Source organism: Rhizobium phaseoli, from assembly GCF_003985125.1.
GTDB classification, from domain to species: Bacteria; Pseudomonadota; Alphaproteobacteria; order Rhizobiales; family Rhizobiaceae; genus Rhizobium; species Rhizobium phaseoli.
The window spans coordinates 352,363-377,512 of sequence record NZ_ML133569.1 but is presented as its reverse complement, the minus strand read 5'-3'; the positions used below and the strand labels follow the sequence as shown (position 1 = coordinate 377,512).

Genomic DNA, 25,150 nt, shown 5'->3' with positions numbered 1-25,150 from the left:
GATCGGTTTTCCCTCACAGCTTCCGAGTTTCTCCATGCTATTTTCTCCTGCCGCCGTCTGGCCCGTCGTCATGTTGTTTGCCTCCAACTTCTTCATGACCTTCGCCTGGTACGGGCATCTCAAGCACAAGAGCAGCGCCATTTTCCTGGCCATCGTCGTCAGTTGGGGCATCGCTTTCTTCGAATATTGTCTCGCGGTGCCGGCCAACCGTATCGGCTCAGCGGTCTATACGACGGCGCAGCTGAAGACGATGCAGGAGGTGATCACGCTGATCGTGTTTTCCGGCTTTTCGATCTTCTGGCTCGGCGAGAACCTGACCTGGAACCACGCCATCGGCTTCGCGCTCATCGCAATCGGAGCATCCTTCATCTTCCGGGCCTAAATTGTAGTTTTTTTCAATAGATTACAAATTGTCCATGTCTCGATATCGCCGCATTTCCTACAGATTGCCGTCGCAATCGGCTGGCAGCCTATCACTCTTCATTGATCAGGAGCTGACCGGCCATGAGCCTCTCTTTTCCGACGATGGCGGCGATCCGGTTCGGTTATGGATTCCGGCCGGGCGAGGCGCCGCCGCAAAGCAAGGATGAGCTGATCGGCCAGCTATCCCTAGGGGCCGCGGCCACGCCGGATTTTCCGCTTGGCGGCCCCGACATGCGTCACCGCGCAATCCTCAGCCTGCAGGAGCAGTTGAAGCAGATCCGCGAGGAGGCGAAGCAGACGGAAGACGATCCGGCGCGGCGCGAGATGCGCAAGGGCGTGCAGCGCCAGGCGCAGCAGCAATTCCAGCACGACGCGAACCTGCGGCTGATGCAGGCGGTGCTGTCGCCCTACGGCTTCTACGAGCGGCTTTCGACCTTCTGGACCGATCATTTCTCCACCAGCGCCAACAAAAGCCTGCCGATGCGTCTCATCGTGCCGCTCTACGAGGCCGAGGCGATCCGGCCGTTCATATCCGGCAGGTTCGGCGACCTGCTGCGCAGCGCCACAGCGCATCCGGCCATGCTGATCTATCTCGACCAGGCGGATTCGCTCGGGCCGGATTCGCCCGGCGGCATGAAGCGCAACAAGGGACTGAACGAAAATCTCGGCCGCGAACTTCTGGAACTGCACACGCTCGGCGCCGGCAGCGGCTATACCCAGGCGGACGTCACCGCTGCCGCCAAGGTGCTGACGGGGCTCACCATCGACCGCAAGGAGATGGACATCGCTTTCCGGCCGAATATTTCCGAGCCCGGCGCGCATGAGGTGCTCGGCGTCAGCTATGGCGGGCGCAAACGCTCGCGTGACGATTATCTCGACATGCTCGATGACCTCGCCCTCCATCCGAAGACGGCCGCGCATGTCAGCCGCAAGCTCGCCATTCACTTCGTTTCCGATCAGCCCGACGAGGGCATGGTTTCCGACATGGTCGCAGCCTGGAAGAAGACGGATGGCGATCTCACCGCCGTCTATACCGCCATGCTCGACCATCCCGCCGCCTGGCACAATGAAGGCGCCAAGGCGCGCCAGCCCTTCGATTATGTCGTTGCCGGTCTCAGGGCGCTGAATGCCGGGCCGGTCAATGGCATCGTCGGCAGCTTCCTGACCGCCAATCAGCAGGGCACCGATAACGGCGACATGGCGGCGAATACGCCTGGGATGGCCGGATCGCCGGTGCCGTCGGATCCCGCCGGCGAGGCCAGGGACAAGCGTCTCAAGGCCTTCCGGACGGCGCAGGCGCTGGGGCAGGGGGCGCTGAAGCGCATGGGCCAGCCGATCTGGCTGCCGCCGAGCCCGACCGGCTTCGAGGAAGGCTTTTCCGCCTGGATCACCGGCAGCCAGCTCGCCGAGCGGCTGGCCTGGGCAAGGCGGGCCGCAGCGCAGTTCGGCCGCGACGAAGACCCGCGCGAATTCCTGAAATCGACACTTGCCGATGCGGCCCGCGATGAGACGATCCGCGTGGTGTCGCAGGCGCCGAACAAGATCAGCGGGCTGACCCTGGTGCTGGCTTCGCCCGAATTCAACCGCCGCTAAGCAGACTTTCGTTGGCAAGCCTACGCTTCGTCTGCTTAGCTCATTTGTTTTATCGCAGGTTCTGACCGGAAAGCTCTGGACACTGTTCCGGAACCTGCTCAGGAGGCCCTGCCCATGACGCTGTCGATGAACAGGATTTCGCTTTCCCGCCGCGGCTTTCTGACATCGGCCTGCTGTCTTGCCGCCGCGCCCGTCTTCACACCCGTTACCTTCGCGGCGATGCCGGGTGATAACCGCTTCGTCACCATCGTGCTGCGCGGCGCGATGGACGGGCTGGATCTGGTGCAGCCCTATGGCGATGCCGGCTTTGCCGCGCTCCGGACGACGCTGGCTTTGACGCCCGAGACCGGGCTTCTCGATCTTGATGGGCATTTCGGGCTTCACCCCGCCGCGGCGGATCTGATGCCGCTGTGGAAGAGCCGGGAGCTTGCCTTCGTGCACGCCGTCTCCACGCCCTATCGTGACCAGCGCAGCCATTTCGACGGGCAGGACATGCTGGAATCCGGCGGCGAACATGTCGCCGAGGAAAGGACCGGCTGGCTGAACCGGGCGCTGGCCGTCATCCCGCGCTCGGATGCGCGCAAGGCGATCGACGTCAACACCTCGACGGAACTGATCCTCTCCGGGCCGAACGAGGTCGATGTCTGGGCCTCGGATTCCAATCTGGCGCCGGCGCGTGACGAGATGCAGTTCCTGGCGCGGCTTTATGCCGGCGATCCGCCGTTTGCCGCTGCACTTGCCGAGGCGACGCGGGCCGATACCGCCTCGATGATGGCCGAACCGGACGGCCAGCGCGGCGAAAAGACCGCCGATGTGGCAGCACTCGCCGCCAACATGCTGAAGGGCGATTACCGCATTGCCAGCTTCTCAATCACCGGCTGGGACACGCATATCGGCCAGGCCGGCCAGTTCAAGCGGCCGGCTCAGGATCTGGCGCAGGCGATCAATACGCTGAAGGCGACGCTCGGGCCGGAGATCTGGGCAAAGACGGTGGTGCTGGCGATGACCGAATTTGGCCGCACCGTCCGCCAGAACGGATCGGCCGGCACCGACCACGGCACCGGCGGCTGCGCCCTGCTTGCCGGCGGCGCCATCAACGGCGGCCGCATCCTCGGCAAGTGGCCCGGGCTGAGTGACGGCCAGCTGCTCGACGACCGCGACCTGATGCCGACGGCCGACGTGCGCGAGGTGGCGGCGGCAATGCTCTACCGGCAGTTCGATGTCGGCGTGGGTGATCTGACGGGGAAGATCTTTCCGGGGCTGGGGTTCGATAAGGGGTCGCAGTTTTTGAAGGTGTGAGTGGGCGGCGATTTTCCTCCTCTTCTGAGTGACAGGCACTGTGAGGAGAGGCGGGGCGGCACGGCACACCGACCAGCCCTCATGGTGAGGAGGCCCGAAGGGCCGTCTCGAACCACGGGGGCGGGTGGCTTGGCGCCATGCCAGCCTTGGCATTTGGCGAAACGGGTGGCCAGCCCCGTCCTTCGAGGCCCCTGCGGGGCGCCTCAGGATGAGGCTGGAGAGAGGTCGCGGGCTTGAGACGCAGGTTTGTGGAGCAGGCCGCTGCCCGGCCCTTCGCTTAGGCTCAGGGCGTTCGTCGCTGCAATCGATTCACTGGATCGATTGCTCGGGCTGCGCCGGATCGCTCTCACCCCAGCACATCATAAAGCCGGAAGATGAAGCTCACCTGGTAGGCCAGGTTGGCGAGGACGAAGATGGCGTGGAAGCGGCGGCTGGGGGTCCAGGCGGCGAGGGCGCACAGCAGGATGTAGACGATGTTGCGGGCGGGATATTCCCAGCCGAGGGCGAGGATGCGTTCCGGTCCCTTGATCGCCGTGTCGAGGATGTCGACGGCATAGATCAGGCCGAGGACGGCGAAGAACCATTTGCGTCTCGAGATGAAATATTCCTCGTAGCCGCCGTATTCGTCGAGGCTTGCCGGGAAGAGCAGTGCGCAGAGCAGGAAGAACAGGCTGCAGAAACAGACGAGAAAGAGATAGATGCCGAAGCCGATGGCGGGCACGGCCTGCAGGCGATACTCCCACCACCAGATATGGATGATGAACAGGAATAGCGACAGCGCCCAACCGAGATGCACGCCATAGACCTTCGCCTTGGCGGGATGCTGGACAATGCCGGCAACACCGGTGAGCAGCCGCGCAAGGGAAAGGCTGATGACCATGCCCATCACCACCTTGATGTGAAGGAAGACTTCCGGCGAGCTGACCGTTTCCATTGTTGCTCCCCCGCCCCGAAGCTTGTCACTCCTCGGGGACCGCCTTCGGTTTGCCCTCTTCGTCGAGCGCCACCATGATGAAGGTGGCGGCGGTGACCTTTTCCATCTTGGCATAACGGGCGCGATGCGCCCAGGCTTCGACGATGAGCGTGATCGAGGTGCGCCCGACGCGCTCGATATCGGTATAGACCGATAGCGTGTCGCCGATCTTGACCGGCAGTTCGAAGGCCATCTCCTTGACGGCGGCGGTGACGACGCGGCCTCTGGCGCGCTCGGCGGCGCGGATGCCCGATGCAAGGTCCATCTGCGCCATGACCCAGCCACCGAAAATATCGCCGGCCGGATTGGCATCACCCGGCATGGCGAGCGTGCGCAGCGTCAGTTCGCCTCTCGGCTTGGCTTCGGTCATCGAGGGTTCCTTCAGGCTGTGTGTTTCGATTCTGCAGCCGAGGTTAGGCGAACTCCGTGTACAGACCAATCCCTTTCCGGCGCCGGCACCCCGGTGCGGCACATGTTGCGGTCGGCGCGGATATAAATCTTTATCAATTTCAGGCGGTTGAATTATGCAACCAATGCATCCCCTTACGTTATTTAATCTTTTTCTAATTAAGCTTTACGCTCCAGTAATTCCGGTGCTTCACAATGGATCAATCTCATATCCAAGAATCGCCGGGAACCTCATGCGCAACGTCAAGATTTCCACCCGCCTTTATTGTCTCGTCGGCTTCACGCTTGCCGTGCTGGCCGCGACGATGGTCTTTTTTCTGAACTATTCCTATTCCGAGCTGCAAGCGGAGCGGAAGGCGGGACTGGAGAAGATGGAGGCGACGGCGATCGGTATTTTCGACAAATATTACAAGATGGAGCAGGCGGGCACTCTGACCCGCGAGCAGGCGCAGGCGGCTGCCAAGGACGTGATCGGCGCGATGCGCTACGGCGCCGACGGCTATTTCTGGATCAACGACATGCATCCTGTCATGGTGATGCATCCGATCAAGCCGGCGCTGAACGGTACCGACATCTCGCAGATGAAGGATCCGACCGGCAAGTTCCTGTTCGTCGAATTCGTCAACAAGGTGAAGAAGGACGGCAAGGGTTTCGTCGATTATTACTGGCCGAAGCCGGGCGCTGATGAGCCGGTTCTGAAATATTCCTATGTCGCCGGTTTCGAGCCCTGGGGCTGGATCGTCGGCACGGGCGTTTACGCTGATGACCTCGCCGCGCTCTATCGCCAGAATGCTATCTGGGCGGCAGTGCTCTGCCTGCTCGGCGCGGCCGCCACAGTTGCCATTGCCTATGCCATCGTCCGCAGCGTTACGGCGCCGATCGCCCGGCTGAAGACGGCAATGAACGCGATCGCCGCCGAAGAGGCATCGGTGGAGATCGCCGGCAGCGATCGCCGCGACGAGATCGGCCAGATGGCCAAGGCGCTGCTGGTGCTGCGCGATTCCGTCGACGAGCGCAGCGCGTTGCGCGGGCGTGAAGACGAAAGGCAGCGGCAGATCGAGGACGAACGCCGCGGCAACGAGGCGAGCCTGCGTTCGGCTTCGGAGCGGCAGACCCGCGCCATGCAGGCGCTCGGCGCCGGCCTTGAGAAGCTTGCGGGCGGCGACCTCACGGTGGCGATCGGCGATATCGGCGAGGATTACGCCAAGCTCAGGAATGATTTCAACGCGGCGGTCGATGCGCTGAACGGCGTCATCCAGGCGATTGCCGAATCGAGCCGCGTGGTCAACGACAGCGCCTCCGACATCAGTGAAGCGACCGGCAACCTGTCGAAACGGACGGAGCAGCAGGCGGCGGCACTCGAAGAGACGGCCGCAGCCCTCGACGAGATCACTGCGACGGTCAAGACGGCATCGGAGCGGGCGAACGAGGCACGCGAGATGGTGGCCGAGACCAAGGCGAGTGCCGGACGCTCCGGCGAGATCGTCCGCAATGCGGTGACGGCGATGGGCCGGATCGAGGAATCCTCGAGCCGCATCAACCAGATCATCTCGGTCATCGACGAGATCGCCTTCCAGACGAACCTTCTGGCGCTCAACGCCGGCGTCGAGGCGGCGCGGGCGGGCGAGGCCGGCCGCGGCTTTGCTGTCGTTGCCCAGGAAGTGCGCGAGCTTGCGCAGCGCTCGGCCAACGCCGCCAAGGAGATCAAGGAACTGATCAGCCGGTCGGCGACCGAGGTCGAGGGCGGGGTGGCGCTGGTGCGCTCGACGGGCGATGCGCTCCTGGAAATCGAAGCCTTGGTTAATCAGGTCAACGATCATGTCGCCTCGATCGCGACGGCGGCGCGCGAGCAGTCGACCGGGCTCAACGAGATCAACAGCTCCGTCAACCACATGGACCAGATGACACAGCAGAACGCGGCGATGGTCGAAGAGACGACGGCGGCAAGCCGCACGCTCGCCGACGAAAGCACTCAGTTGAAGACGCTGCTTGCGAATTTCCGCTTGCGTGGAGGCGAGCAGCGGGGCGAAGCCCGGTACACACGGGCAGCGTGAGTTGCGCAGCAAAATGAAGGCGGCGAAAGCCGCCTTCTTCATTTCCGTCGCGTCCAGATTGCGTCGGTAAGTTTTCATTCACCGTTTTTAATTAAAATTGGACCGAGTTTTTTCGGTCACTCTGCGGCCGGCCCACGGAAGCGATAAGAGTATGGCGTTTGTTTCCTTTCCTCGGCGAGCCTTCCTGCCCGTGCTGCTCTCAGCGGCCCTGACGACATGCTCGATCAGCGACGGGCTGGTGCCGCCGGCCAATGTCGACAACGGCACCAGGGTCAGTTCGATATCGCCGTCCCGGGGTGCTGCGCGCATGGCGCCGGCTGTGCGCATGGCGCCGGTGGAAAGCCAGGCGTCCTATCCGGTTTCCAGCGCCCCGGTCGGCAACACGCAAGGTTCGGTCGATTATCTCAACACGCCGAACCTTGCCGGTGCCGGCCATCCGGCGCGAGGGCCGGGGGCGCAGGGGCGAAAACTGCCGATGATCGACAGCGACGAGGCGATGGCGGCCGGTCAGCCGAACGGCAACTGGGGTGGCACGCAAAACCTTGCGATCCCTTCCGGCGGCGTCAACATGGATGATGAGCTCGGAGCAGAGCCGGTCGTCGGGCTGGCGCAGGAGCAACAACAGCAAATCGCTGAGGGCAATGCCACCGAGCCAGTCGTCGACGGCATCGGCACAGACAATCCGCTGCAGCTCAACCAACCGATGCGCCAGCCCGCACCGCAGGCAATGCCGCAGCCGGCAGCGCAGTCACAGATGAGCCGTGCGCCCACTTGGAGCGACGGCAGCCCGGTCACGGCACCATCCCGCGTTCCCGAAGAGGACGAGAGCGAAGAAGTGGCGATGCTGCGGCCGAATAACCCGATGATGAGCGAGCCGGCCGCACCCGTCGACCCGAGCGTCATGCCGGCTTCCGAGCTCGCCTGCCGGCGCGAACTGAAGCGCATGGGCGTGATCTTCGACGAGAAGCCGCCGATCTCGCAAGGGCCGGCCTGCCAGGTGCCTTATCCGGTATCCCTGAAGGGACTTTCCGGCAATATCGGCGTGCAGCCGGCCGTGACGCTGAACTGCCAGGTGACGCTCGCCTTCGCCAAATGGGTGAAAAACGAGCTGGCGCCGTCGGCCCGCTACCGCTACTGGAGCGGCATCAGGACGATCCAGCCGCTCGGCGGCTATTCCTGCCGGCGCATGAACAACAGCCGGCAGCGATATAATCCGATGTCGGAGCATGCCCGCGGCAACGCCATCGACGTTGGCAAATTCGTGCTGAAGAACGGCCACGAGATCGACGTGCGCAAGAAGGGTCTGTTCTCGCTGCGCGAGGGCCGGCTCCTGAAGGCGGTGCGCACCGATAGCTGCCGCTATTTCAACACGGTGCTCGGGCCGGGCAGCAACCCGGAACATTGGAACCACTTCCACTTCGATCTGCGCTCGCGCAAGAGCGGCAAGGTCTATTGCGACTGAGCGTGTCGCACGGTGCAGTAGAAGCGCAGTCACGCCGCATGAGGTCCGCCGGCAGAAAAGGGTTCATCCTCGTCGCCGGGCGCGCTATAGATCGGCGAGGCGGATTGCCGTTTGAGAGTTTGATCCATGAGCTATGAATTTCATGTCGGCCAGAAGGTGGTCTGCATCAACGACACCTTCAAGCATGTCAGCATCGACCAGCTGATCCGCAAGGGCGAGATCTATACGATCCGTTGGGTGGGCGAATATACCCATTATGTCGACGGCACGTTCATCGGGGTGAAGCTCGCGGAAATCCATCGCGGCAATGACGACGGGCCGGAAGGCTACGGCGCCGCCGACATGCCCTATCGTGCGACGCGCTTCCGGCCGCTGGTGAAGGACAAGATCGCATCGCTGCGCAAGCTTTTGGCCCCGACGCCCGATGCGCCGGTCGAGCCAAAAGAAAAGACCAAGAAAAAAGAGAAGGTCTGAGCGACGCTCCGGCGCTGCAGCGGCCGACAGCGGCCCACAGCCGAAATCCGTCAGGTTTCGAACGACGATCTCCGGCCCTGCGGGTTGACATCCTTTAGCGAACATGTTTGTTACGAACATGTTCGTTAATGGAGTTGAAGTCTATGGCGCGACAGCCCACGAGCCGGCGCGAGAGGCCGAGCAAGCCGGCTTTGAGCCGCGAGGGGATCGTTGAAGCAGCGTTGCGCCTGTTCCATCAGGAAGGACTGGCGAAGGTTACGATGCGGCGTGTGGCCGCCGTGCTCGATACCGGGCCTGCGTCGCTTTACGTTTACATCAGCGACACCTGGGATCTTCACGCCGAGATCCTCGATGCGCTGCTCGCGGGCGTTGCCGTGCCTTCTTCGTCAGCAGACTGGCGCGGCCGGCTGAAGGGCACGCTTCGCAGCTATATGTCGGTGCTTTTCGAGCATCCGGAACTGGCGCGGATGGCAATGTCGACCATGCCGAGCGGAGCGAACTACCTCGCACTTGTCGAGACGATTTTGGCGCTCCTGAACGAAGGTGGCGTGCCGGATGCCAAGGCGGCATGGGCGGTCGATCTGCTGCTGCTCTACGCCACGGCGCAAGCCGCCGAAAAGGCAGCCTGGAAGGCATCGTCGCGCTCGCCATCGGAGTTCTCCTCGCTGACGGCGGCGATCGAAGCGGCCGAGGCCGAGGCGCTGCCGAATATCACGCGGCTCAGCGGCGATCTGCTTTCAGGCGGCGGCGACCGGCTGGATTGGGGATTCGATGTGCTGATCAACGGCATTCTGGCGACACGGCGTGCGGAGACGAAAGCATGATCACCATTCTCGGCGCCGGTCTCGGCGGCCTTGTGCTCGCCCGCATCCTGCATATCCACGGAATGGATGTGCGTATCTTCGAAAGCGACGCTTCCCCCTCCGCGCGGCATCAGGGCGGCATGCTCGATATGCATGTGGAGACCGGCCAGATGGCGCTCGAGGCGGCCGGCCTCTACGAACAGTTTCGCAAGATCGTCCTGGAGGAAGGCGACGCGTTTCGCGTGCTCGACAAGGCGGGCAGGGTGCATCTCGCGGAGGCCGGCAACGATCTGCGTCCCGAAGTCGAGCGCGGCCAATTGCGGACGATGCTGATCGCATCGCTGCCCGAAGGGATCATCCGGTGGGGGCATCGCGCCACCGCGGTCGCTGCCGCGGCGGACGGCGCCTATATCGTCAGCTTTGCGAATGGGCTCTCGGTCCGCACGGACGTGCTGATCGGCGCCGACGGCGCTTGGTCGAAAGTGCGGCCGCTGTTGACCGATAGCGAGCCCGTCTATACCGGCCTGTCCTTTGCGGAAGTGCGTTTGACGGCGGTCTCTGCCCGGTCTCCGGAACAGGCCGAGATCGTCGGGGCAGGGACGATGATGGCGCTTTCCGAACGCAAGGGCATTCTGGCCCACCGCGAGCCGGACGATAAAATCTGCAGCTACGCTGCCTTCGAGGCGCCGGCCGAGTGGTCGGCCGAAGTCATGTCGAAGGCCGGGGGCGTGCTCGAAGACGTGCTGGCGCGGTTCGGCGACTGGGATCGATCGCTCGTCGATCTCATCGCCGGGAGTGAGGCGCCCTTGATTGCGAGGCCGCTCTTTGCCTTGCCCGTCGGCCATCGCTGGGGTCGCAGGGCCGGTGTCACCCTGATCGGCGATGCCGCGCATCTGATGTCGCCCTTCGCCGGCGAGGGCGCCAATCTCGCCATGCGCGACGGCGCGGACCTGGCGCAGGCGATCCTCGCTCACGACGATATCGAGGTGGCGCTCGCCTCGTATGAAGCCGCCATGTTTCCCCGCAGCGAAAGCGCTGCGGCGGAATCGGCCGCGGGTCTGGAGATGTGCTTCAACGATCGCACGCCGGGCCCGGTCGTCGAGTTCTTCCTCGGCATGCGGCCGGAGCCGGCGGTGCCGATCAGCGACGGCTGACACGCGATTGTGCCGCCGTCCGGCCTGTGCGACAGTCGGCGCCATGACACGCCGAGGAGGGGCCGGTGCGGACGATTTCGACATTTCTGGCGCTGTGCGCCGCCATCGTCATCGGTCTTCCGGCAGCAAGGGCGGCCGATCCGCTGATTTTCAGCTATCACGGATGGCAGGTCGATCTCACCAATGCCAGAGGCGCGGAATCCGACAAGGAGATGGTGGCGGCGGTCAAGCGGCAGCTCGACATCGTCGAGCATGTCGATCTGAATCCAGATATCCTTGCCTTCATGCGGACGATCCGGATCTGGGCCAATCCCGCCGCTGCTGGTTTCGGGCCCGGCCATTACAGCCACAAGACCGGTATCGACCTGCGCGTCAAAAGCCTCGATCCAGACAAGCCGATCATCCTGCACGAGCTTCTGCATGCCTATAACGACCGCATGCTCCCCGGCGGCTTCGACAACCCCGACATCAGAGAGTTCTTCGACAATGGCCGAGAACTCTGGCCGACCGATTCCTACATGATGAGCAATAGTCACGAATTCTTCGCGGTCACGGCGAGCGTCTATCTCTTTGGCGATATCGAACGCCCGCCACATTCGCGCAACGAACTCCGGAAGAACCAGCCGCGATATTACCAGTGGCTCGCCACCCTGTTCGACGGCGGCCGGCCGCGCTCCTAACAGACCGCCCACCTGCCGGCGACCGGCTCTTACGACTATGGTTTAAATGAATCGCATCCGATTAAATCGGAACAGTGTTGACATTGGCTTTCGCAGGGCATATTAAAGCGCATCCGATCTAATCGGATACGCTATAAATTACCAACGCGAAAGGATACCACAATGACCGAGAAGCTTCTTTTCACCGGCAAGACGCATATCGCCGGCGGCAGCAACGGCTATGCACGCAGCAGCGACGGCACGCTCGACATCAAGCTGCCGCAGCCGCATCCGGCCGCCGAAAACCTCTTCGGCGCGGCCTGGTCGGCCTGTTATATCGGCGCCATCGAGCTTGCCGCCCAACAACGCAAGGTCGCGCTGCCCGCCAGCCCCGAGGTCGATGCCGAAATCTCCCTCAATGTCGATAACGGCTCCTTCTTCCTGCGCGCCCGCCTGAACGTCAGCCTGGCCGGCATCGAGCGCGACGTCGCGGAAGAGTTGATCGAGGCGGCCCACGGCATCTGCCCCTATTCCAAGGCGGTCCACGGCAATATCGACGTCGAAACCAAGCTTATCTGAACGGGAGAAGCCGGCCTCGCGCCGTCATCTTCAAGCGGGGGTCTGCCGATTGGCGGCAGACCCGTTTCTGAGCCGACAGCCAAACCTGCCGATCCGGAGGACCTGCCATGATCAATAGTCACGCCTGGCCGCACCGGGCCTATGACGAATTTTCGCTGGTGCTTGATCCCGATGCCTACGAGCCGCTGCCTGACGATTGGCTGATCGGCATCACCGACGTCGTCAGCTCGACCGCGGCGATCCGATCGGGGCGCTATGAAGACGTCAATTATGCCGGCGCATCGATCATCGCCGCCCTCGGCAATGCCTGGGGTTCGTTCGATTTTCCCTTCGTGTTTCGTGGCGACGGCGCAGCCTTCGCCTTGCCGGCGAACGGCATCATGGTCGCGACATCGGCCTTGCGTGACGTCGCGGGCTTCGCCAAAGCCGAGCTTCATCTCGACCTGCGTGTCGGGCTCGTCACCGTCGGCGAAATCCGCGCCAACGGGCGTGATGTCAAGATTGCGCGCTATGCCGCTTCCGAGAGTGCGACTTACGCGATGTTTGCCGGGGGCGGGCTCAAATGGGCGGAGCAGCAGATCAAGAACGGCCGCTTTCTGGTGAAGCCCGGCCGTTATGCGATGCGGCCTGACCTGACAGGCTTGAGCTGCGACTGGGCGCCGTTTCCGAGCCAGCGCGGCGAGATCCTGTCTTTGTTGGTCGAGCCGCGCGACCAGACGCGCCCGGAGGTCTTTGCAGCACTGGCGAAGCGCGTGCTTGCGGTTTTCGATGCCGCCCCGCGCCGGTCCCATCCGCTTTCCGGAGGAACGGCTATGGCGAGAGGTCAGATGAAGCAGGTCAGCGCAAAACGCTGGTCGGAGGTCGCCTCCAATTCGGATTTCCGCAAGTTCGACGATGGCCTGCGCCTGACGCTCGACTGTGCGCCGGACCAGATCGACCGCGTCGAAGCCATCCTCATTGCGGCACGGGCGCGCGGCGAGATCGATTTCGGTCTGCACCGCCAGTCGCATGCGCTGATGACCTGCCTCGTGCCGTCGGGCCAGCCGGATTCGCACCTGCATTTCCTCGACGGAATGGGTGGCGGTTATGCCAAGGCGGCCGAGATGATGGAGGAGGGCGCACTTGTGGAGGTTCGGAAGCGCGCTCTGTAGGGGGTGCGCCACTTCTTTTCCGTCATCGCCAACAAGGCGCGGAGAGTCCTGCCATTGCTCGACGCGATAGACATGGAACGTGGCGGATGCCCCGGGCGGGCTTTCCGAAACGAACTCTCCGGCAAACAGCCAGTGCTGTGGCGTCACGCCGATTTCTTCTAGCAATTCCCGGCGCATTGCCGTCTCGGCATCTTCGCCGTCTTCGACGTGACCACCTGGCAGGCTCCACCGATCCGGGTGCGTCCTGCGCTTCGAACTTCGCCTGGCGAGAAGAACGGCTCCATTCTCAATCAATCCGCCGATTGAAATCTCGGGCATGTCACCAGATGCAGACATGTGCCGCGATCATGATTTTTGCGGCTCCGCCTGCGCCCGTAGCAGATTGTCGCGCAGCCGCGTCACCGATTTCTGCACGACGGGGAAATCGTCGCCGAGGCCGATGGCGTCGATCAGGGCGGAGCCGGGATCGGTTTCGAGAAGATCGCGCCCCGCTGGCGTCAGGCTGACACGCACCTGCCGCTCGTCGGCGGGATCGCGATGGCGGGTGATAAAGCCGACCGACTCCAGCTTCTTGAGAATGGGCGTCAGGGTGTTGGATTCCAGGAACAGTTTTTCTCCTAGCATGCTGACCGTCTGGTCGTCCTCCTCGGAGAGGGCCACCATGGCGATATACTGGGTATAGGTCAGGCCGAGCGCGTCGAGGATCGGCTTATAGGCGCGGCCAAAGGCGAGATTGGCAGAATAGACCGCAAAGCAGAGGAAGTTCGAAAGCTTCCTGCTGCCGGCCTTCTTGGAGGCGGGGGCAGCCGTATCCGGCTTTTCTGCGGTTTTAGACGTGGCCATGGCTCAATCCTGTCCGGCGTTTGAATAGGACCTATATATCGCATCCGATTAAATCGCAATAGTGCCGATGGCATTTCAAACACCGGCCGGCCGTCGCTCCATCGTCGGGAGCGGCGACCGGTGCCGTCGGCCCCAGGCTTAAGCGAATTTCTCCGTCGCATCGGCCTTACCGAACACCCAGTAGCCGGATGCCTTGATCCAGCTCAGGGGATAGGCTCGCTCTGTGAGCAGATAGGTGCGGATTTCGCGCGTCACCGTTGCTTCCGCCGCGATCCAGACGAAGGTTTCCGGCGGGATATCTGCCGTGGCCAGGAGCCGCAGCAGCGCTGCGGCATCGGTTGCCTGCGAGAGCGGCCGGTGCGCCCAGTGCAGATGCAATTCGGCGCGGGTCTCGAAGGCCTGCTCTTCGACCGGGCTGGCGACGGCGGCGATCGTCGTGATGATGGTTCCGGCGCCGCTCTCCTCGATCCGGCGGCCGATCGCCGGCAGTGCTGTTTCGTCGCCGATCAGCAGCCAACATTTGACGCTTGCGGAAACGACGGCCGAGCCGCGCGGTCCGCCGTTCTCGAGCCTGTCGCCGGGGCGGGCGCCGAGCGCCCATTGCGTCACCGGACCTGCCTCGTGCAGGGCAAAATCGATGGTGAGCCTGCGTTCGGCATTGTCGTATCGGCGCGGCGTATAATCCCGGCGCTCTTCGCCCTCGGCTGTGGGAATGAAGATCTTGATGTGGTCGTCGGGCGCCAGGCTGATGAAATCGGCGAGTTCGTCGCCGGTGAAGATGATGCGGCGCATGCCGGGGGTGATGTCGGTGATGCTTTCGACGGTCAGCGAGCGCCGGCGCGTGTCGTGGCGGACCCGCTCGATGCCGGGAGCCGACGAAGCCTGTTCGTTGAAGTGTTTGTTGTCCATGTGTCCTCAGGAGCTTTCAAGGCTCGATCCGCAGGACACAGTCGCGCAGATCGAAGCCGCAAAGCCGTTCGATCATACGCGTTGAGTGACGTTAACGCTTACGTGGCCGGGATTGCCCGGCCATTGACGGGCTTGATGTAGCCGACCGCGGCGGGAGGCGCAACGGTTTGACAGCTATCAAAGCCGATCATTGCCGAAGTTTAACTTTCGGCCGCCGACCGTCGGGCAAAGTCGGCCCATCGACCGCAAAGACAGGATAGGCATATGGACAGCCGGATCGGGCAGGTGCTCGACATCTATCACGAAATGATCGGGACGGCGGGAGGCTTTCTTCGGTGCTGTCGGTCATTCACCGCGTGGACACGCGGTGGGTGGATTCCTGTGACGAGCACAGCAATGAGGAGGCGAGGGCGTGCCGTGGATACCCCGCTCGCAAACGCACCAATCGCCGCTCATTTCTACTTTTGCACGCGGCGCCAAAGATGACACGTTTGAAGCTAATTTCCGACACTTTCCCGATCGAAGCTCCGCGCCATTGAGACTTGGGGAGACGTGATGTCGGGCATTCTTATCGCCACCTTGTTGGCAACGGCTTCAGCAAAGATTCCCGCTGGATTGTCCGGCGGTGAGGTTCTCTATTCCGACTGCCGCGGGTCCCGTCAGTTTGTCGTCGGTTACGCCGCGGGTTGGTTGGACAAATGGAATAGTGACGAGTATCTCGCCCGGCGCATTTTTACCGAGGCCCCTCCGAGCCCCAGCCGGATGGTGAACTCGGCGCATTTTGCAATCGCCGTTGGCGTCAATGTTTGTATTCCCGAGGGAACCACGGCGGAAACAGTCGGCAATACGCTGTGCACGTTCCTGGAAGAGAATCCCGGCATACGGGAGGCGACCGGCGACGAGCTGATGACCACCATGGCTCATTATAAATATCGCTGCCCGATTCCTTAAGAGATGGTCACAGCGGCCTGGTTGGCCTCAGATCGGGTGCCGCAGCGGCTTGAAGGCGGCCCGAAGCTCGGCGGCGAAAAGTTCCGGTTCTTCCCAGGCGGCGAAATGGCCGCCCCTGTCGACCTCGTGGAAGTAGCTGAGGTTGCGATAGGCGCGCCGCGCCCATGTCTCGGGCGCCTGGTAGTTCTCGCCGGGAAAGACTGATATGCCGACGGGGAGCGCGATCTCGGATGTCATCTCGCCTGCCGCAAAGACAGGGCTGCGGCCGCCGCCATATTCCCAGTAGAGCCGCGCCGAGGAGGCGGCGCTGTTGGTCAGCCAGTAGAGCGTGATGTCGTCAAGCACCTCGTCGCGCGATTTTTCGGGATCGCTGTCGTCATATGTCCAGCGCGTGAAACCGGGATGGCCCAGCATCCAGGCGGCAAGGCCGGCCGGGGAATCCGATATGGCATAGCCGATTGTCTGCGGCTTGGTGCCCATCATCGTGGCATAGGACCGGCTTCCCATTTTGGCGCCGGCCGCGAGCGTCTCGAAGGTCGCGCGCTCTTTCTGCGAGAGCCCGTCCGGCGCCGGGCCGTTGACGGCAAGCACAGCGGCGATCTCCGGCGGCACCACGGCCGGCAGGTTGATGTGGATGCCGAGCAGGCCCTCCGGCGCCAGCCGCGCCATCGCGCTGGAGACCGGAGAGCCCCAGTCGCCGCCCTGGGCGACGTAGCCGGTATAGCCGAGGCGTCTCATCAGTTCGGCCCAGGCCCGTGCGATGCGGTCCGTTCCCCAGCCGATGCCCGTTGGTTTACCCGAGAAAGCGAAGCCCGGCATCGACGGGATGACCACGTCGAACGCATCTTCGGCGCCGCCACCATGGGCGGTCGGATCGGTCAGCGGGCCGATGACCTTGAGGTTTTCGAATACCGATCCCGGCCAGCCATGGGTGATGATGACGGGCAGGGCATTTTGATGTTTCGAGCGGACGTGGATGAAGTGGATGACGAGACCATCGATCTCCGTCGTGAATTGCGGCAGGGCGTTCAGTTTCGTCTCGGCCTTGCGCCAGTCGTAGCCGCCGCCCCAATATTCGACCAGCGGCCGGATCTTTTCGAGCTGGATGCCCTGCGACTGGTCGTCGACCGTCTCACGTTCGGGCCAGCGCGTGGCGGCCAGGCGCCGGCGAAGATCGGTGAGGTCGGCCTCCGGAATATCGGCGCGGAACGGGCGAATTTCATCGGCATCGGCCGCCGAAGCGTGAGGGAAGGGAAACAGACGGATCGCGCCGGCGGCTGCGATCCCGATTGCGGCGGCGGCGAGGAACCTGCGCCGGGCCCAGTCGACGACTTCCGGGTTCATGCGCATTTTGACGATCATGGTCATGGCATTGTCTCCCTTTGAAGCCGGCCACCTGGACGGTCGCCGTCAGGATAGCACAGACGGGGCCGGCCAAGCCTTGCGCCGCCGGGCTTTTCGCGGGACAAGGTCCGGATGAGCATTCCCACGACACATCCCTTCGCCTTCGATCCCACCTGCGGCATGACGCTCGAAGAGCTTCTTGCAGTCAAGCCGCCGGAAGAGCCGGATGGTTTCGACACGTTCTGGCAGGAGCGGTATCGCAAGACGCTGACGGTCGATCCGCAGCCGGCGCTTTCCCGCAGCGAGCTCAGCCATCCCGACTGGCATGTGTTCGACCTTGTCTACCTCTCGACCGATGCGTTCAAGATCGGCGGCTGGCTGCTGCTGCCGCGCGAGGGGCAGGTGCGGCGCGGCCTCATCGTCGGGCATGGTTACGGCGGGCGCGATCGTCCCGATTTCGACCTGCCGGTCACGGAAACCGCGCTGATCTTTCCCTGCTGCCGCGGACTGTCGCTCAGCGCCCACCCGCCGATCTCCGAGAACCCGTCATGGCATGTGCTGCACGATATCGACAGTCGCGATAAATACATCATCGGCGGCTGCGTCGAGGATATCTGGCTTGCCGTCTCGACGCTCGTGGCACTCTATCCCTGGCTTTCGGGCCATATCGGCTACAGCGGCATCAGCTTCGGCGGCGGCGTGGGGGCAATGGCGATCCCCTACGACCCCCGCATCGATTGCGGCCATCTGGCGCTGCCAAGTTTCGGGCATCAGCCGCTGCGGCTCAAGCTGCCGAGCGTCGGCAGTGCTGAGGGCGTGCAGGAATATCGGGCGAAACACCGAGACGTGCTCTCGACGCTCAGCTTCTACGATGCGGCGACAGCGGCGCGGCGGATCAAGGTGCCGATGCTGACGGCGGTGGCGCGTTTCGATCCCGCCGTCGCGCCGCCCTGCCAGTTCGCTGTCGCAAATGCGATACCGAAATTTAATGAAATCTTCATCCTGGACGCCGGCCATTTCGACTACCCTGGAAGTGCTGCGCAAGAGGCGGCTCTGCGCGACAAGATCGGACAGCTTTTCAGGGTGTCATGAACCGCGAATATCTGCGCTGGTACAGTCAGCGTCTGCATCGGGACATGGAGATGCCGCTGCATCCTTCAATCGGAATCGATTGAAGGATGCAGCCGTTCAAAGTGCTACAGCGTCCTTTGCGCGTCTGAAGACGCGCGGCGCTGTAGTGTTCGGCCATGCCGGCGCCAAGGTGCTGGTCTTTCCGACGCGGGAAGGGCGCTTCTTCGAATATGAGCAGCTCGGCATCGTCGCCAGCCTCGCCGATAAGCTGCAGGCCGGCCAGATCCAGCTCTATTGCATCGAGGGCCTGGCCGCCGATAGTTTCTATGGTTTCCACCATCATCCAGCCGAACGCATCCGCCGGCACGCGGCGCTCGAGGATTATATCCTCAACGAGGTGCTGCCGCTGATGGCGGCGAAGAACCCACATGATTGCACCATGGTGCATGGATGCAGCCTTGGGGCCTTCCAGGCGGCGAGCCTCTTCTTTCGCCATCCGCATCTCTTCCGCAAGCTCGTCGCCTTTTCCGGACGCTACGACCTGACGATGAGGGTGGAATCCTTCGGCGACCTGTTCGACGGCTATTACGACGACAGCGTCTATTTCCACACGCCGACGCATTTCCTGCCCGGCCTCGGCGCCGACTGGCGGCTCGACAGGCTGCGCGAGCGCGAGATCGTTCTCACCATCGGCGATGCCGATCCCTTCCTCGACAACAACCGCTATCTCAGCCGGCTGCTCGGCGAAAAGAATATTCGCCATCAGCTGCATGTCTGGGACGGCCGCGCCCACCGCGCCGGCGCCTGGCGTAAGATGGCGCCGCTTTACATCTGACGCCTGTCGGTCACGGCCAATATAAGGCTGCCGTCGCCACTGGCGCGTCCCAAAGCGAGATCTCCTCGTCGGTGAGCAAAGCGAGGGTAACGGACAATCCCTGCATGTCGAGGGACGTGACGTAGGTTCCAACAAGCGAGCGCTCGATAGGGATACCGCTTTCCTCGATGAAGCGGCGGGCGACGTTATAGGCGAGGTAAAGTTCGGCCGGCGGCGTGCCGCCGAGGCCGTTGACGAAGAGCAGCGCCCGGGCGCCCGGCATCACGGCGATGTCACTGACGATGGTCTCGCAGAACTCGCCGATGATGGCGTCGGCGGTGGCGAAGGGCTGCCTGGCATGGCCGGGCTCGCCATGGATGCCGACGCCCATTTCCATCTCGTCGGGTCCGAGCACAAAGGTCGTGCGCTCGGTCTGCGGCACTGTCACGCCATTCAGCGCCACCCCCATCGAGCGGATGCGGGTGTTCAGCCCTTCGCCGAGCTGCTTCAGCTCGTCAAGCGGCATGCCGCGTTCGGCCGCAGCACCCAGGATCTTTTCGACGATCAACGTTCCGGCGACACCGCGCCGGCCTCTGCTTTCGCCTGTTCTCGACGTTTCGATATCATCGCTGACGATTACCATGTCGAGGCTGTGGCGCTCGCCAGCCATCTCGATCGCCATCTCGAAATTCATCAGATCGCCATCGTAATTCTTGACCACGAGCAGGCAGCCGGCGCCGGTATCGGCTTCTTCGATGGCGGCAATGATCTGGCTCGGGGTCGGCGAGGTGAAGATATGGCCGACACAGGCGGCGTCCAGCATGCCGCGGCCGACGAAGCCGATATGCATCGGTTCATGGCCGGCGCCGCCGCCTGATATGAGCGCCACCTTGCCCGATGTAAGATGGCGGCGGCGGATGAATCTGCGCTCCGGCCCGAACATCACGAAAGCCTCATGGGCGCGCACGAAGCCTTCGACGCTTTCGGCGACCATGGTTTCCGCGGTGTTCATGAACTTCTTCATCAAGCCCCTCCCAAGGCCAAAGGCATTACGTTACGTCAAGTGGCTCACTCGTCATTCCGCACCCGATATCGCGACGATCTTCTGCACCAGATCCGAGATCGCCTCTTCCAGCAGGCGGTTTTTCCTGTCGTCGCCGAAATCCGGCACCATCAGCGACAGGTGCCGCAATTTCTCGGAGTGGCCGAGATCCGGCAGCTTGCCAGGATGGGCGGCCTGATAGGCTTCGAGGAAGCGTTCCTCCTCCGTGGCGCTGAAATGGCAGACGCGGACGATCGTCGCGAGATGGCGCGCCGGCAGCGGCGTCGCATAGGTCGGGCTGGTGATCTGGGTGACGAAGCTTCGGTGTTTTCCAAGCGCCGTCGCCAGGCGCTGGCGCGTGCCCGACGGCCTGTTGTCGATGATCTGCGCCAGAATGGACTTATAGGCAATAATGGCGTCTTCGGTGTCTTCGCGCGCCATCCTACTCTCCGGCTGCCCTTGTGCCATCGGCGTTGAGTCCGACGATCGCCGATCTTATCGCGGGACGCCGGGCCGGCGCCACGGAAAAATGCCTGAGGCCGGCGGCGAGCAGCCCCGGCAGACAGCTGGGGTCGCCGGCCATGTCGCCGCAAATGCTGACGGGCTTGCCGGCCGCAAGCTTCACCGCTTGGGCGATCAGCCGGAGCACGGCGGGCGCTACCTTGCCGGCATCGGCGTCGATATCGTCGCGGCCAGAGGCGGCAAGATATTGCGTGAGATCATTGGTGCCGAACGAAAAGAATGCCGCCGACCCAAAGGTGTCGAGCATCAATGCGGCTGCCGGCACCTCCACCATCATCCCGATCGGCGGCATTCTGTGGGGCAGGGCACGGCGGCCGAGCTTTTCGGCTTCCTCGCGGAACAGCTCGCGCATCCTGTCGATCTCGTCGGGAAAGGTCACCATCGGCAGCATCACCGAAAGCCTGCCGAAGACGGCGGCGCGCAGCAGGGCTCGGGCCTGGACGCGGGCGATCTCAGGCCGGGCAAGCAGCAGCCGGACGCCGCGCAGACCCGAGGCGCCGACCGGCAGGTCTTCGAGGCCGGCGAGCGGCTTGTCGCCGCCGATATCGAGCATTCTAATGCTCACCGGCCTGTCGTCCGCCTGTCCCAGCACGCGACGATAGATCGCCAGCTGCCGTTCCTCGTTGGCGGCATCGGCGATCGAGGTGACCGAAAATTCCGAGCGCATCAGGCCGACGCCTGCCGTTGCCGGATCGAGCGCGCCGATCTCGGCGGGATCGTTGATGTTGACGGAGATAAGGATCGGCACGCCATCCGCCGTGCGCAGCTCGCCGCTTTCGCGTTGCACGTCGCCGGCGGTCGCGTGCGCGGGCGCCAGCGGCGGGATCGGCATTCTGCCGGCCTGAAGGACGACCGCGCCGGCATCGCCGTCGACGCGGACGGGATCTCCGTCTTCGGCCGAAAAGCGGCCCGCGCCGACCACCATCGGCACCGACTTCGCCCGCGCGAGCAGAGCGACATGACCGGCGGTGCTGCCGGAGAACAGCGCGATGCCGCCGCCTTTCGACCAGTCATGGGCGAGAAAGCGGCTCGGCTCCATGTCCTTGCCGACAAAGACGGAGCCGGGCGGGAAATCGGCAATCGGGGTGCCGGCGAGCGCACCGAGCACACGGTTCTTGATGTCGAGAATATCGACGGCGCGCGCCCGCATCTGCTCTTCGTCGGCCGTTTCGAGCTCCCCGATATAGGCGTCGAGGGTGGAGACCCAGGCGAAGACGACGTTCTCGTCGGCTTCCATCCGCGCGCCGGTCGCTTCGGCGATCGACGGATCGCGCAGGACCTCGATCTGGAAATCGATGATATCGCGGCTTTCGGCGTCGGCGCCCTCGGCAAGGCGCTCGAGTTCGCCGATCGAGATATCGATCGCCTTCTCCAGCGCGCCGTATCCGCCGGCGGCTTGCGGCTGAGGATCAGCGCCCGGCCGCTCGGCAGCGGAAGGAGCCTTCAGCTCCTCCGCGAGAAAGGCCGGGCCGGATGCGATGCCCGGGGATGCGCTCTTTGCTTTCAGCCTAAGCGGTTCGGCCATGTTTCCTTTCCTCATCGAAGTTGCGCTCGATGAGTTCCTTCAGTGCGCGGATCGCCTCTTCGGCGAGGATGCCGTCGGCGCGGATCCTGAGGATCGAACCTTTGCGGATTCTCGCCCCCATGATCTTGATGATGCTCTTGCCGTTCAACCAGACGTCGCTGCCGTTCACGGCGACCTCGATCGAGCAGGGGAAGGACTTGGCAAGGCGCGTGAAGGTGACGGAGGGGCGGGCATGCAGCCCGACGCCGTGCTTGACTTCCACCTCCGTCTGGCAATTCAGGTGCAATGGATCGGGCTCCTGTTTTTCACTACGCAATCGGTTCGTCATCAGGGCGACAGTTCCTCTGCCGTGGCGACGACCTTGGCGAGCGACGCGCCCCCCGACGCTTCGGCGGCGGCGATGACGGCGCCTTCGACGAGCGGGGCGTTGCAGATGGACACGAGGGCCGACCGGGGAAGGCCCAGCATTTCGATCGCCATCTCGCTGTTGGTCTCGGCGCCGCCGAGATCGACGAAGACGGCGACGCCGGCATCGGACCAGGCGGCCTCGATCGCCTTCAGGATACCGCCGGCATCGGTGCCGAGTTCGCCATGGACGTTGCCGCCCGACCAGGCGAGCGGCACGCAGTCGCCGACCATCTGCCGCACCATGTCGGCGATGCCCCTTGCCACCAGTGGCGAGTGGGAGACGATCACAATGCCCACGTTTGCGGTCTTTCCATTCATGCCGGTCCTTTCATTCATTGGGGGCGGCGCTCCCCGAGATAGCGGCAGATCGCCGTGGTCAAGAGCGCGCAACTCGACGCGCCGGGATCGACATGGCCGATCGAGCGGTCGCCGAGATAGGCCGCGCGTCCGCGCATCGCCTTCATCGCGGCGGTCCTGTCGGCGGAACGTTCGGCCTTGCGGGCGACATCACCGAGCGGTGACCGCCTCGCCAGCGCCGCATGGACGGGATAGAGAACGTCGAGCAGCGTCTTGTCGCCCGCGTGCGACCGTCCGCGCTTTGCCACGGCGTCGATCGCCTGTTTCAGCACCAGGGAAAAATCGGCTTTCTCCTCGCTTTTGCGAAGCTCGCGACCGATCTCGATCAGCAGCGTGCCGTAGAGCGGGCCGGCCGCGCCGCCGACATTCATCACCAGCGTCAGGCCGATCTTTTCCACGGCGTCGGGGAAGGGCAGGCTGGACAGGCTCTCGCCGTCGGCGCTCACCGCCTCGCAGCCGCGCCGCATATTGGTTCCGTGATCGCCATCGCCGATGGCGCGATCGAGTGCGCAGAGGTGATCGGCGTTTTCCGCGATCGTCGCGCGGCACACTTCGATCAATCCCGCCACAAGCACCGGTTCCGCCTGCACTGCCTTCCTCCCTGTCGCCCGTCTCCCGCGGGCTTTCGAACTCTACTCGGTCAGGCGAGGCTTGCCGCCACGCCGAACGCGCCGGCAACCGCAACCGCGCCGGGATCGGCGACACCCGCCAGATCCCTTTCGCCGACATAGGAGGCGCGTCCGGCTCGCGCCTTCGTCATCGTCTTCGTCGACTCCGCACCTGTTGCCGCTGCCCTTGCCGCGGCAGCGATATCGCCCGACGCGAGCGCCTGCAGGGCAGGCGACAGCGCATCGACCATCGTCCGGTCGCCGACTCCTGCTCCTCCATAGAACGTCATCCTGTCGAGCCCGGCAAGAAGAGCTGCTGATATATCGGCTTTATCGGCCATTGCCTTTGCCGCAGCGGTGAAGAAGATCGACAGCAGCACGCCGCTCGATCCGCCCATGCTGGTGCCGAGGATATCGCCGAGCGAGGCAAGCGTTGCCGCCGGCCGGTCGAGCGGCAGCGTGTCGAGGCGGGCAAGCACGCTGCGGGCGCCTGCGGCCACCGTCGAGCCGGTATCGCCATCGCCGACGCGGCCGTCCAGCCGGTTGAGTTCGCTTTCCCGAGAGATCAAGTGCTCGCAGAGCGCGGTGATCAGGTGTCGGTTGCGGCTGTTCTCGCCTGGTGTGGCCGCGCCGTTCAGGCTGGCCGCCGTCCTCGGCGCAGGGATAACCCTGATCTCGTGGCGTTCGACGGCCGGCATCCAGGCATGCGGCTCGACCGCTGCCGTCAGCGCCGCTTCGCGCGCGCCATCCAGCCGGATCAGCGACAGCGAGAAGCCGTTCATGTTGAGCGCGGTCATCATCGGCGCCGGGCCGACGATCAGCCTGATGTGGCGGCCAAGCGGCGAGGACAGCACTGTTTTGGCGATGACGGTCATTTCGAGCGGCGGCACGGCGCCGAGATTGTTGATGAGGAGGGCGTGGTCCGCTCCTTCGCGCAAGGCCGGGGTCAGGCGCGCCGCCATGGTGGCGACGATATCGGCGACCGGCTGCAGCGCGATACGCTCGGCGCCGGGTTCGCCATGGATGCCGAGGCCGAGTTCGCCTTCATCGGCGCCGAGTCGATCCTCATGCGCCTGTCCGGGCACGCTGCAGGTGGAGAGCGACATGCCGAGCGAGACGATCTCGCCGGCAGCAGCCGCGGCGTGGGCCGCGACCGTTTTCAGGTCTTCGCCCTTTTCGGCTTGATAGCCCGCGATCTTGTGGACGAACAGCGTGCCGGCGACGCCGCGTGGCTGGTTAATGCCGGGAATGGCGATGTCGTCGGCGACGATGACCATTTCGACGTCGAAGCCCTCGGCGCGCGCCTTTTCGGCGGCGAGGCCGAAATTGAGGCGGTCGCCGGTATAGTTCTTGACGATCAGCAGGGCGCCCTTCGGGCCGGTCACGGCGCGGATCGCCGTCAGCACCGCATCGACGCTCGGCGAGGCGAAGATTTCGCCGGATACGGCGGCCGTCAGCATGCCCTTGCCGACGAAGCCGGCATGGGAGGGCTCATGGCCCGCGCCGCCGCCCGAGATGATCGCCACCCCAGACTTGTCCCAGTCCGCGCGCAGGGTCACCTTGATGTCGGGAAAGCTGTCGAGACGGGCGAGACGGCCGCTGCTCGTCGTCAGGAGCAGGCCGTCCAGAGCTTCGGTGACGATGGTTTCCCTGCGGTTGAAGAAGTGTTTCATCGATTGAGACCCGTCCGTTTGTTTTTCATGCCATCATCATTTTGTTTGCCG

Annotated in this window: 25 protein-coding genes and 2 pseudogenes; 14 read left to right on the top strand and 13 right to left on the bottom strand. The window is 63.8% G+C overall.

The genetic code is table 11. The annotated features are described in order from the left end of the window. The first annotated feature begins 34 nt into the window (after positions 1-34). From EFD56_RS11810 to EFD56_RS11800, 3 genes are all read left to right on the top strand, one after another. Entirely contained in the window at positions 35-382 is a 348-nt protein-coding gene (locus EFD56_RS11810) for a DMT family protein (RefSeq protein ID WP_004672825.1), read from the top strand. Positions 383-504: 122 nt separating this feature from the next. Then, on the top strand, positions 505-2,016 hold the full coding sequence (locus EFD56_RS11805) for a DUF1800 domain-containing protein (RefSeq protein WP_126905323.1): 1,512 nt from the start codon (positions 505-507) through the stop codon (positions 2,014-2,016). Between the two features lie 114 nt (positions 2,017-2,130). Next, positions 2,131-3,315, top strand: a complete 1,185-nt coding sequence (locus EFD56_RS11800; RefSeq protein WP_126905322.1) for a DUF1501 domain-containing protein — start codon at positions 2,131-2,133, stop codon at positions 3,313-3,315. A 346-nt stretch (positions 3,316-3,661) separates the two neighbouring features. On the opposite strand, the gene EFD56_RS11795 is transcribed toward EFD56_RS11800, so the two are convergent. Beyond that, complete coding sequence (locus EFD56_RS11795) at positions 3,662-4,249, bottom strand: hypothetical protein (protein ID WP_126905321.1); 588 nt, start codon at positions 4,247-4,249, stop codon at positions 3,662-3,664. Positions 4,250-4,274: 25 nt separating this feature from the next. Continuing rightward, positions 4,275-4,658, bottom strand: a complete 384-nt coding sequence (locus tag EFD56_RS11790) for an acyl-CoA thioesterase (protein WP_004672829.1) — start codon at positions 4,656-4,658, stop codon at positions 4,275-4,277. A 271-nt stretch (positions 4,659-4,929) separates the two neighbouring features. Here EFD56_RS11790 and EFD56_RS11785 point away from each other — a divergent pair, with 271 nt between their 5' ends. From EFD56_RS11785 to EFD56_RS11750, 8 genes are all read left to right on the top strand, one after another. Next, positions 4,930-6,750, top strand: coding sequence for a methyl-accepting chemotaxis protein (locus EFD56_RS11785; RefSeq protein WP_126905320.1), 1,821 nt, complete (start codon positions 4,930-4,932; stop codon positions 6,748-6,750). 151 nt (positions 6,751-6,901) lie between these two features. Further along, on the top strand, positions 6,902-8,212 hold the full coding sequence (locus EFD56_RS11780) for an extensin-like domain-containing protein (protein ID WP_126905319.1): 1,311 nt from the start codon (positions 6,902-6,904) through the stop codon (positions 8,210-8,212). A gap of 126 nt (positions 8,213-8,338) precedes the next feature. Next, positions 8,339-8,686 (top strand): CAP-Gly domain-containing protein, encoded by a 348-nt coding sequence (locus EFD56_RS11775; RefSeq protein ID WP_088685166.1) that lies wholly within the window; start codon positions 8,339-8,341, stop codon positions 8,684-8,686. Between the two features lie 143 nt (positions 8,687-8,829). Then, positions 8,830-9,510, top strand: coding sequence for a TetR/AcrR family transcriptional regulator (locus EFD56_RS11770; protein ID WP_225881596.1), 681 nt, complete (start codon positions 8,830-8,832; stop codon positions 9,508-9,510). Continuing rightward, on the top strand, positions 9,507-10,643 hold the full coding sequence (locus tag EFD56_RS11765; RefSeq protein ID WP_126905318.1) for an FAD-dependent oxidoreductase: 1,137 nt from the start codon (positions 9,507-9,509) through the stop codon (positions 10,641-10,643). The genes EFD56_RS11770 and EFD56_RS11765 overlap by 4 nt, the downstream gene beginning before the upstream one ends. 65 nt (positions 10,644-10,708) lie before the next feature. Beyond that, positions 10,709-11,323: a hypothetical protein gene (locus EFD56_RS11760; RefSeq protein WP_126905317.1), complete on the top strand. Its 615-nt coding sequence runs from the start codon at positions 10,709-10,711 to the stop codon at positions 11,321-11,323. 162 nt (positions 11,324-11,485) lie between these two features. Next, positions 11,486-11,881 carry an Ohr family peroxiredoxin gene (locus tag EFD56_RS11755; protein WP_126905316.1) on the top strand — a complete coding sequence of 132 codons (396 nt, stop codon included), beginning with the start codon at positions 11,486-11,488 and terminating at the stop codon, positions 11,879-11,881. Between the two features lie 107 nt (positions 11,882-11,988). Next, positions 11,989-13,032, top strand: a complete 1,044-nt coding sequence (locus tag EFD56_RS11750; RefSeq protein WP_126905315.1) for a DUF3095 family protein — start codon at positions 11,989-11,991, stop codon at positions 13,030-13,032. Between the two features lie 21 nt (positions 13,033-13,053). Here the strand turns inward: EFD56_RS11750 and EFD56_RS11745 are convergent. The 3 genes and pseudogenes from EFD56_RS11745 to EFD56_RS11735 all read right to left on the bottom strand — a co-directional run. Continuing rightward, positions 13,054-13,350: pseudogene (locus EFD56_RS11745) on the bottom strand (NUDIX hydrolase); the annotation flags it as partial. Positions 13,351-13,377: 27 nt separating this feature from the next. Beyond that, positions 13,378-13,875 (bottom strand): MarR family winged helix-turn-helix transcriptional regulator, encoded by a 498-nt coding sequence (locus EFD56_RS11740; RefSeq protein ID WP_126905314.1) that lies wholly within the window; start codon positions 13,873-13,875, stop codon positions 13,378-13,380. Positions 13,876-14,013: 138 nt separating this feature from the next. Next, the gene (locus EFD56_RS11735; RefSeq protein WP_126905313.1) at positions 14,014-14,784 is read right to left on the bottom strand and encodes a siderophore-interacting protein; all 771 of its coding nucleotides are present in this window, start codon (positions 14,782-14,784) and stop codon (positions 14,014-14,016) included. Between the two features lie 555 nt (positions 14,785-15,339). Between EFD56_RS11735 and EFD56_RS11730 the strand changes: the two genes are divergently transcribed. Continuing rightward, complete coding sequence (locus EFD56_RS11730; protein WP_012484197.1) at positions 15,340-15,735, top strand: hypothetical protein; 396 nt, start codon at positions 15,340-15,342, stop codon at positions 15,733-15,735. Between the two features lie 27 nt (positions 15,736-15,762). On the opposite strand, the gene EFD56_RS11725 is transcribed toward EFD56_RS11730, so the two are convergent. After that, positions 15,763-17,103 carry an epoxide hydrolase family protein gene (locus EFD56_RS11725; protein ID WP_126905312.1) on the bottom strand — a complete coding sequence of 447 codons (1,341 nt, stop codon included), beginning with the start codon at positions 17,101-17,103 and terminating at the stop codon, positions 15,763-15,765. Positions 17,104-17,211: 108 nt separating this feature from the next. On the opposite strand from EFD56_RS11725, the gene EFD56_RS11720 reads away from it, so the two are divergent. Continuing rightward, positions 17,212-18,171, top strand: coding sequence for an acetylxylan esterase (locus tag EFD56_RS11720; protein ID WP_126905311.1), 960 nt, complete (start codon positions 17,212-17,214; stop codon positions 18,169-18,171). Further along, positions 18,168-18,985: pseudogene (locus EFD56_RS11715) on the top strand (esterase family protein). Before EFD56_RS11720 ends, EFD56_RS11715 begins: the two are co-directional and overlap by 4 nt. A gap of 10 nt (positions 18,986-18,995) precedes the next feature. On the opposite strand, the gene dhaK reads toward EFD56_RS11715, so the two are convergent. From dhaK to EFD56_RS11680, 7 genes are read right to left on the bottom strand one after another with little or no spacing between them, the layout of a single operon-like run. Beyond that, positions 18,996-19,988 carry a dihydroxyacetone kinase subunit DhaK gene (gene dhaK, locus EFD56_RS11710; protein ID WP_126905310.1) on the bottom strand — a complete coding sequence of 331 codons (993 nt, stop codon included), beginning with the start codon at positions 19,986-19,988 and terminating at the stop codon, positions 18,996-18,998. 51 nt (positions 19,989-20,039) lie between these two features. Continuing rightward, positions 20,040-20,447, bottom strand: coding sequence for a hypothetical protein (locus EFD56_RS11705; protein ID WP_010001912.1), 408 nt, complete (start codon positions 20,445-20,447; stop codon positions 20,040-20,042). 1 nt (position 20,448) lies between these two features. Beyond that, the gene (locus EFD56_RS11700; protein ID WP_126905309.1) at positions 20,449-22,053 is read right to left on the bottom strand and encodes a putative PEP-binding protein; all 1,605 of its coding nucleotides are present in this window, start codon (positions 22,051-22,053) and stop codon (positions 20,449-20,451) included. Further along, positions 22,037-22,381: an HPr family phosphocarrier protein gene (locus tag EFD56_RS11695; RefSeq protein WP_097602799.1), complete on the bottom strand. Its 345-nt coding sequence runs from the start codon at positions 22,379-22,381 to the stop codon at positions 22,037-22,039. The genes EFD56_RS11700 and EFD56_RS11695 overlap by 17 nt, the downstream gene beginning before the upstream one ends. Beyond that, positions 22,381-22,779 (bottom strand): dihydroxyacetone kinase phosphoryl donor subunit DhaM, encoded by a 399-nt coding sequence (dhaM, locus tag EFD56_RS11690; protein ID WP_037175071.1) that lies wholly within the window; start codon positions 22,777-22,779, stop codon positions 22,381-22,383. Before dhaM ends, EFD56_RS11695 begins: the two co-directional genes overlap by 1 nt. Positions 22,780-22,793: 14 nt before the next feature. After that, positions 22,794-23,408: a dihydroxyacetone kinase subunit DhaL gene (gene dhaL, locus EFD56_RS11685; RefSeq protein ID WP_126905308.1), complete on the bottom strand. Its 615-nt coding sequence runs from the start codon at positions 23,406-23,408 to the stop codon at positions 22,794-22,796. Positions 23,409-23,458: 50 nt separating this feature from the next. Next, complete coding sequence (locus EFD56_RS11680; protein ID WP_126905307.1) at positions 23,459-25,099, bottom strand: dihydroxyacetone kinase subunit DhaK; 1,641 nt, start codon at positions 25,097-25,099, stop codon at positions 23,459-23,461. Positions 25,100-25,150 lie beyond the last annotated feature (51 nt).

What these genes read in the sequence shown, in the direction of transcription:
- EFD56_RS11810 (WP_004672825.1), top strand. Translation starts at nt 35, where the DNA reads ATGCTATTTTCTCCTGCCGCCGTCTGGCCCGTCGTCATGTTGTTTGCC.
- EFD56_RS11805 (WP_126905323.1), top strand. Translation starts at nt 505, where the DNA reads ATGAGCCTCTCTTTTCCGACGATGGCGGCGATCCGGTTCGGTTATGGA.
- EFD56_RS11800 (WP_126905322.1), top strand. Translation starts at nt 2,131, where the DNA reads ATGACGCTGTCGATGAACAGGATTTCGCTTTCCCGCCGCGGCTTTCTG.
- EFD56_RS11795 (WP_126905321.1), bottom strand. Translation starts at nt 4,249, where the DNA reads ATGGAAACGGTCAGCTCGCCGGAAGTCTTCCTTCACATCAAGGTGGTG.
- EFD56_RS11790 (WP_004672829.1), bottom strand. Translation starts at nt 4,658, where the DNA reads ATGACCGAAGCCAAGCCGAGAGGCGAACTGACGCTGCGCACGCTCGCC.
- EFD56_RS11785 (WP_126905320.1), top strand. Translation starts at nt 4,930, where the DNA reads ATGCGCAACGTCAAGATTTCCACCCGCCTTTATTGTCTCGTCGGCTTC.
- EFD56_RS11780 (WP_126905319.1), top strand. Translation starts at nt 6,902, where the DNA reads ATGGCGTTTGTTTCCTTTCCTCGGCGAGCCTTCCTGCCCGTGCTGCTC.
- EFD56_RS11775 (WP_088685166.1), top strand. Translation starts at nt 8,339, where the DNA reads ATGAGCTATGAATTTCATGTCGGCCAGAAGGTGGTCTGCATCAACGAC.
- EFD56_RS11770 (WP_225881596.1), top strand. Translation starts at nt 8,830, where the DNA reads ATGGCGCGACAGCCCACGAGCCGGCGCGAGAGGCCGAGCAAGCCGGCT.
- EFD56_RS11765 (WP_126905318.1), top strand. Translation starts at nt 9,507, where the DNA reads ATGATCACCATTCTCGGCGCCGGTCTCGGCGGCCTTGTGCTCGCCCGC.
- EFD56_RS11755 (WP_126905316.1), top strand. Translation starts at nt 11,486, where the DNA reads ATGACCGAGAAGCTTCTTTTCACCGGCAAGACGCATATCGCCGGCGGC.
- EFD56_RS11750 (WP_126905315.1), top strand. Translation starts at nt 11,989, where the DNA reads ATGATCAATAGTCACGCCTGGCCGCACCGGGCCTATGACGAATTTTCG.
- EFD56_RS11740 (WP_126905314.1), bottom strand. Translation starts at nt 13,875, where the DNA reads ATGGCCACGTCTAAAACCGCAGAAAAGCCGGATACGGCTGCCCCCGCC.
- EFD56_RS11735 (WP_126905313.1), bottom strand. Translation starts at nt 14,784, where the DNA reads ATGGACAACAAACACTTCAACGAACAGGCTTCGTCGGCTCCCGGCATC.
- EFD56_RS11730 (WP_012484197.1), top strand. Translation starts at nt 15,340, where the DNA reads ATGTCGGGCATTCTTATCGCCACCTTGTTGGCAACGGCTTCAGCAAAG.
- EFD56_RS11725 (WP_126905312.1), bottom strand. Translation starts at nt 17,103, where the DNA reads ATGACCATGATCGTCAAAATGCGCATGAACCCGGAAGTCGTCGACTGG.
- EFD56_RS11720 (WP_126905311.1), top strand. Translation starts at nt 17,212, where the DNA reads ATGAGCATTCCCACGACACATCCCTTCGCCTTCGATCCCACCTGCGGC.
- dhaK (WP_126905310.1), bottom strand. Translation starts at nt 19,988, where the DNA reads ATGAAGAAGTTCATGAACACCGCGGAAACCATGGTCGCCGAAAGCGTC.
- EFD56_RS11705 (WP_010001912.1), bottom strand. Translation starts at nt 20,447, where the DNA reads ATGGCGCGCGAAGACACCGAAGACGCCATTATTGCCTATAAGTCCATT.
- EFD56_RS11700 (WP_126905309.1), bottom strand. Translation starts at nt 22,053, where the DNA reads ATGGCCGAACCGCTTAGGCTGAAAGCAAAGAGCGCATCCCCGGGCATC.
- EFD56_RS11695 (WP_097602799.1), bottom strand. Translation starts at nt 22,381, where the DNA reads ATGACGAACCGATTGCGTAGTGAAAAACAGGAGCCCGATCCATTGCAC.
- dhaM (WP_037175071.1), bottom strand. Translation starts at nt 22,779, where the DNA reads ATGAATGGAAAGACCGCAAACGTGGGCATTGTGATCGTCTCCCACTCG.
- EFD56_RS11680 (WP_126905307.1), bottom strand. Translation starts at nt 25,099, where the DNA reads ATGAAACACTTCTTCAACCGCAGGGAAACCATCGTCACCGAAGCTCTG.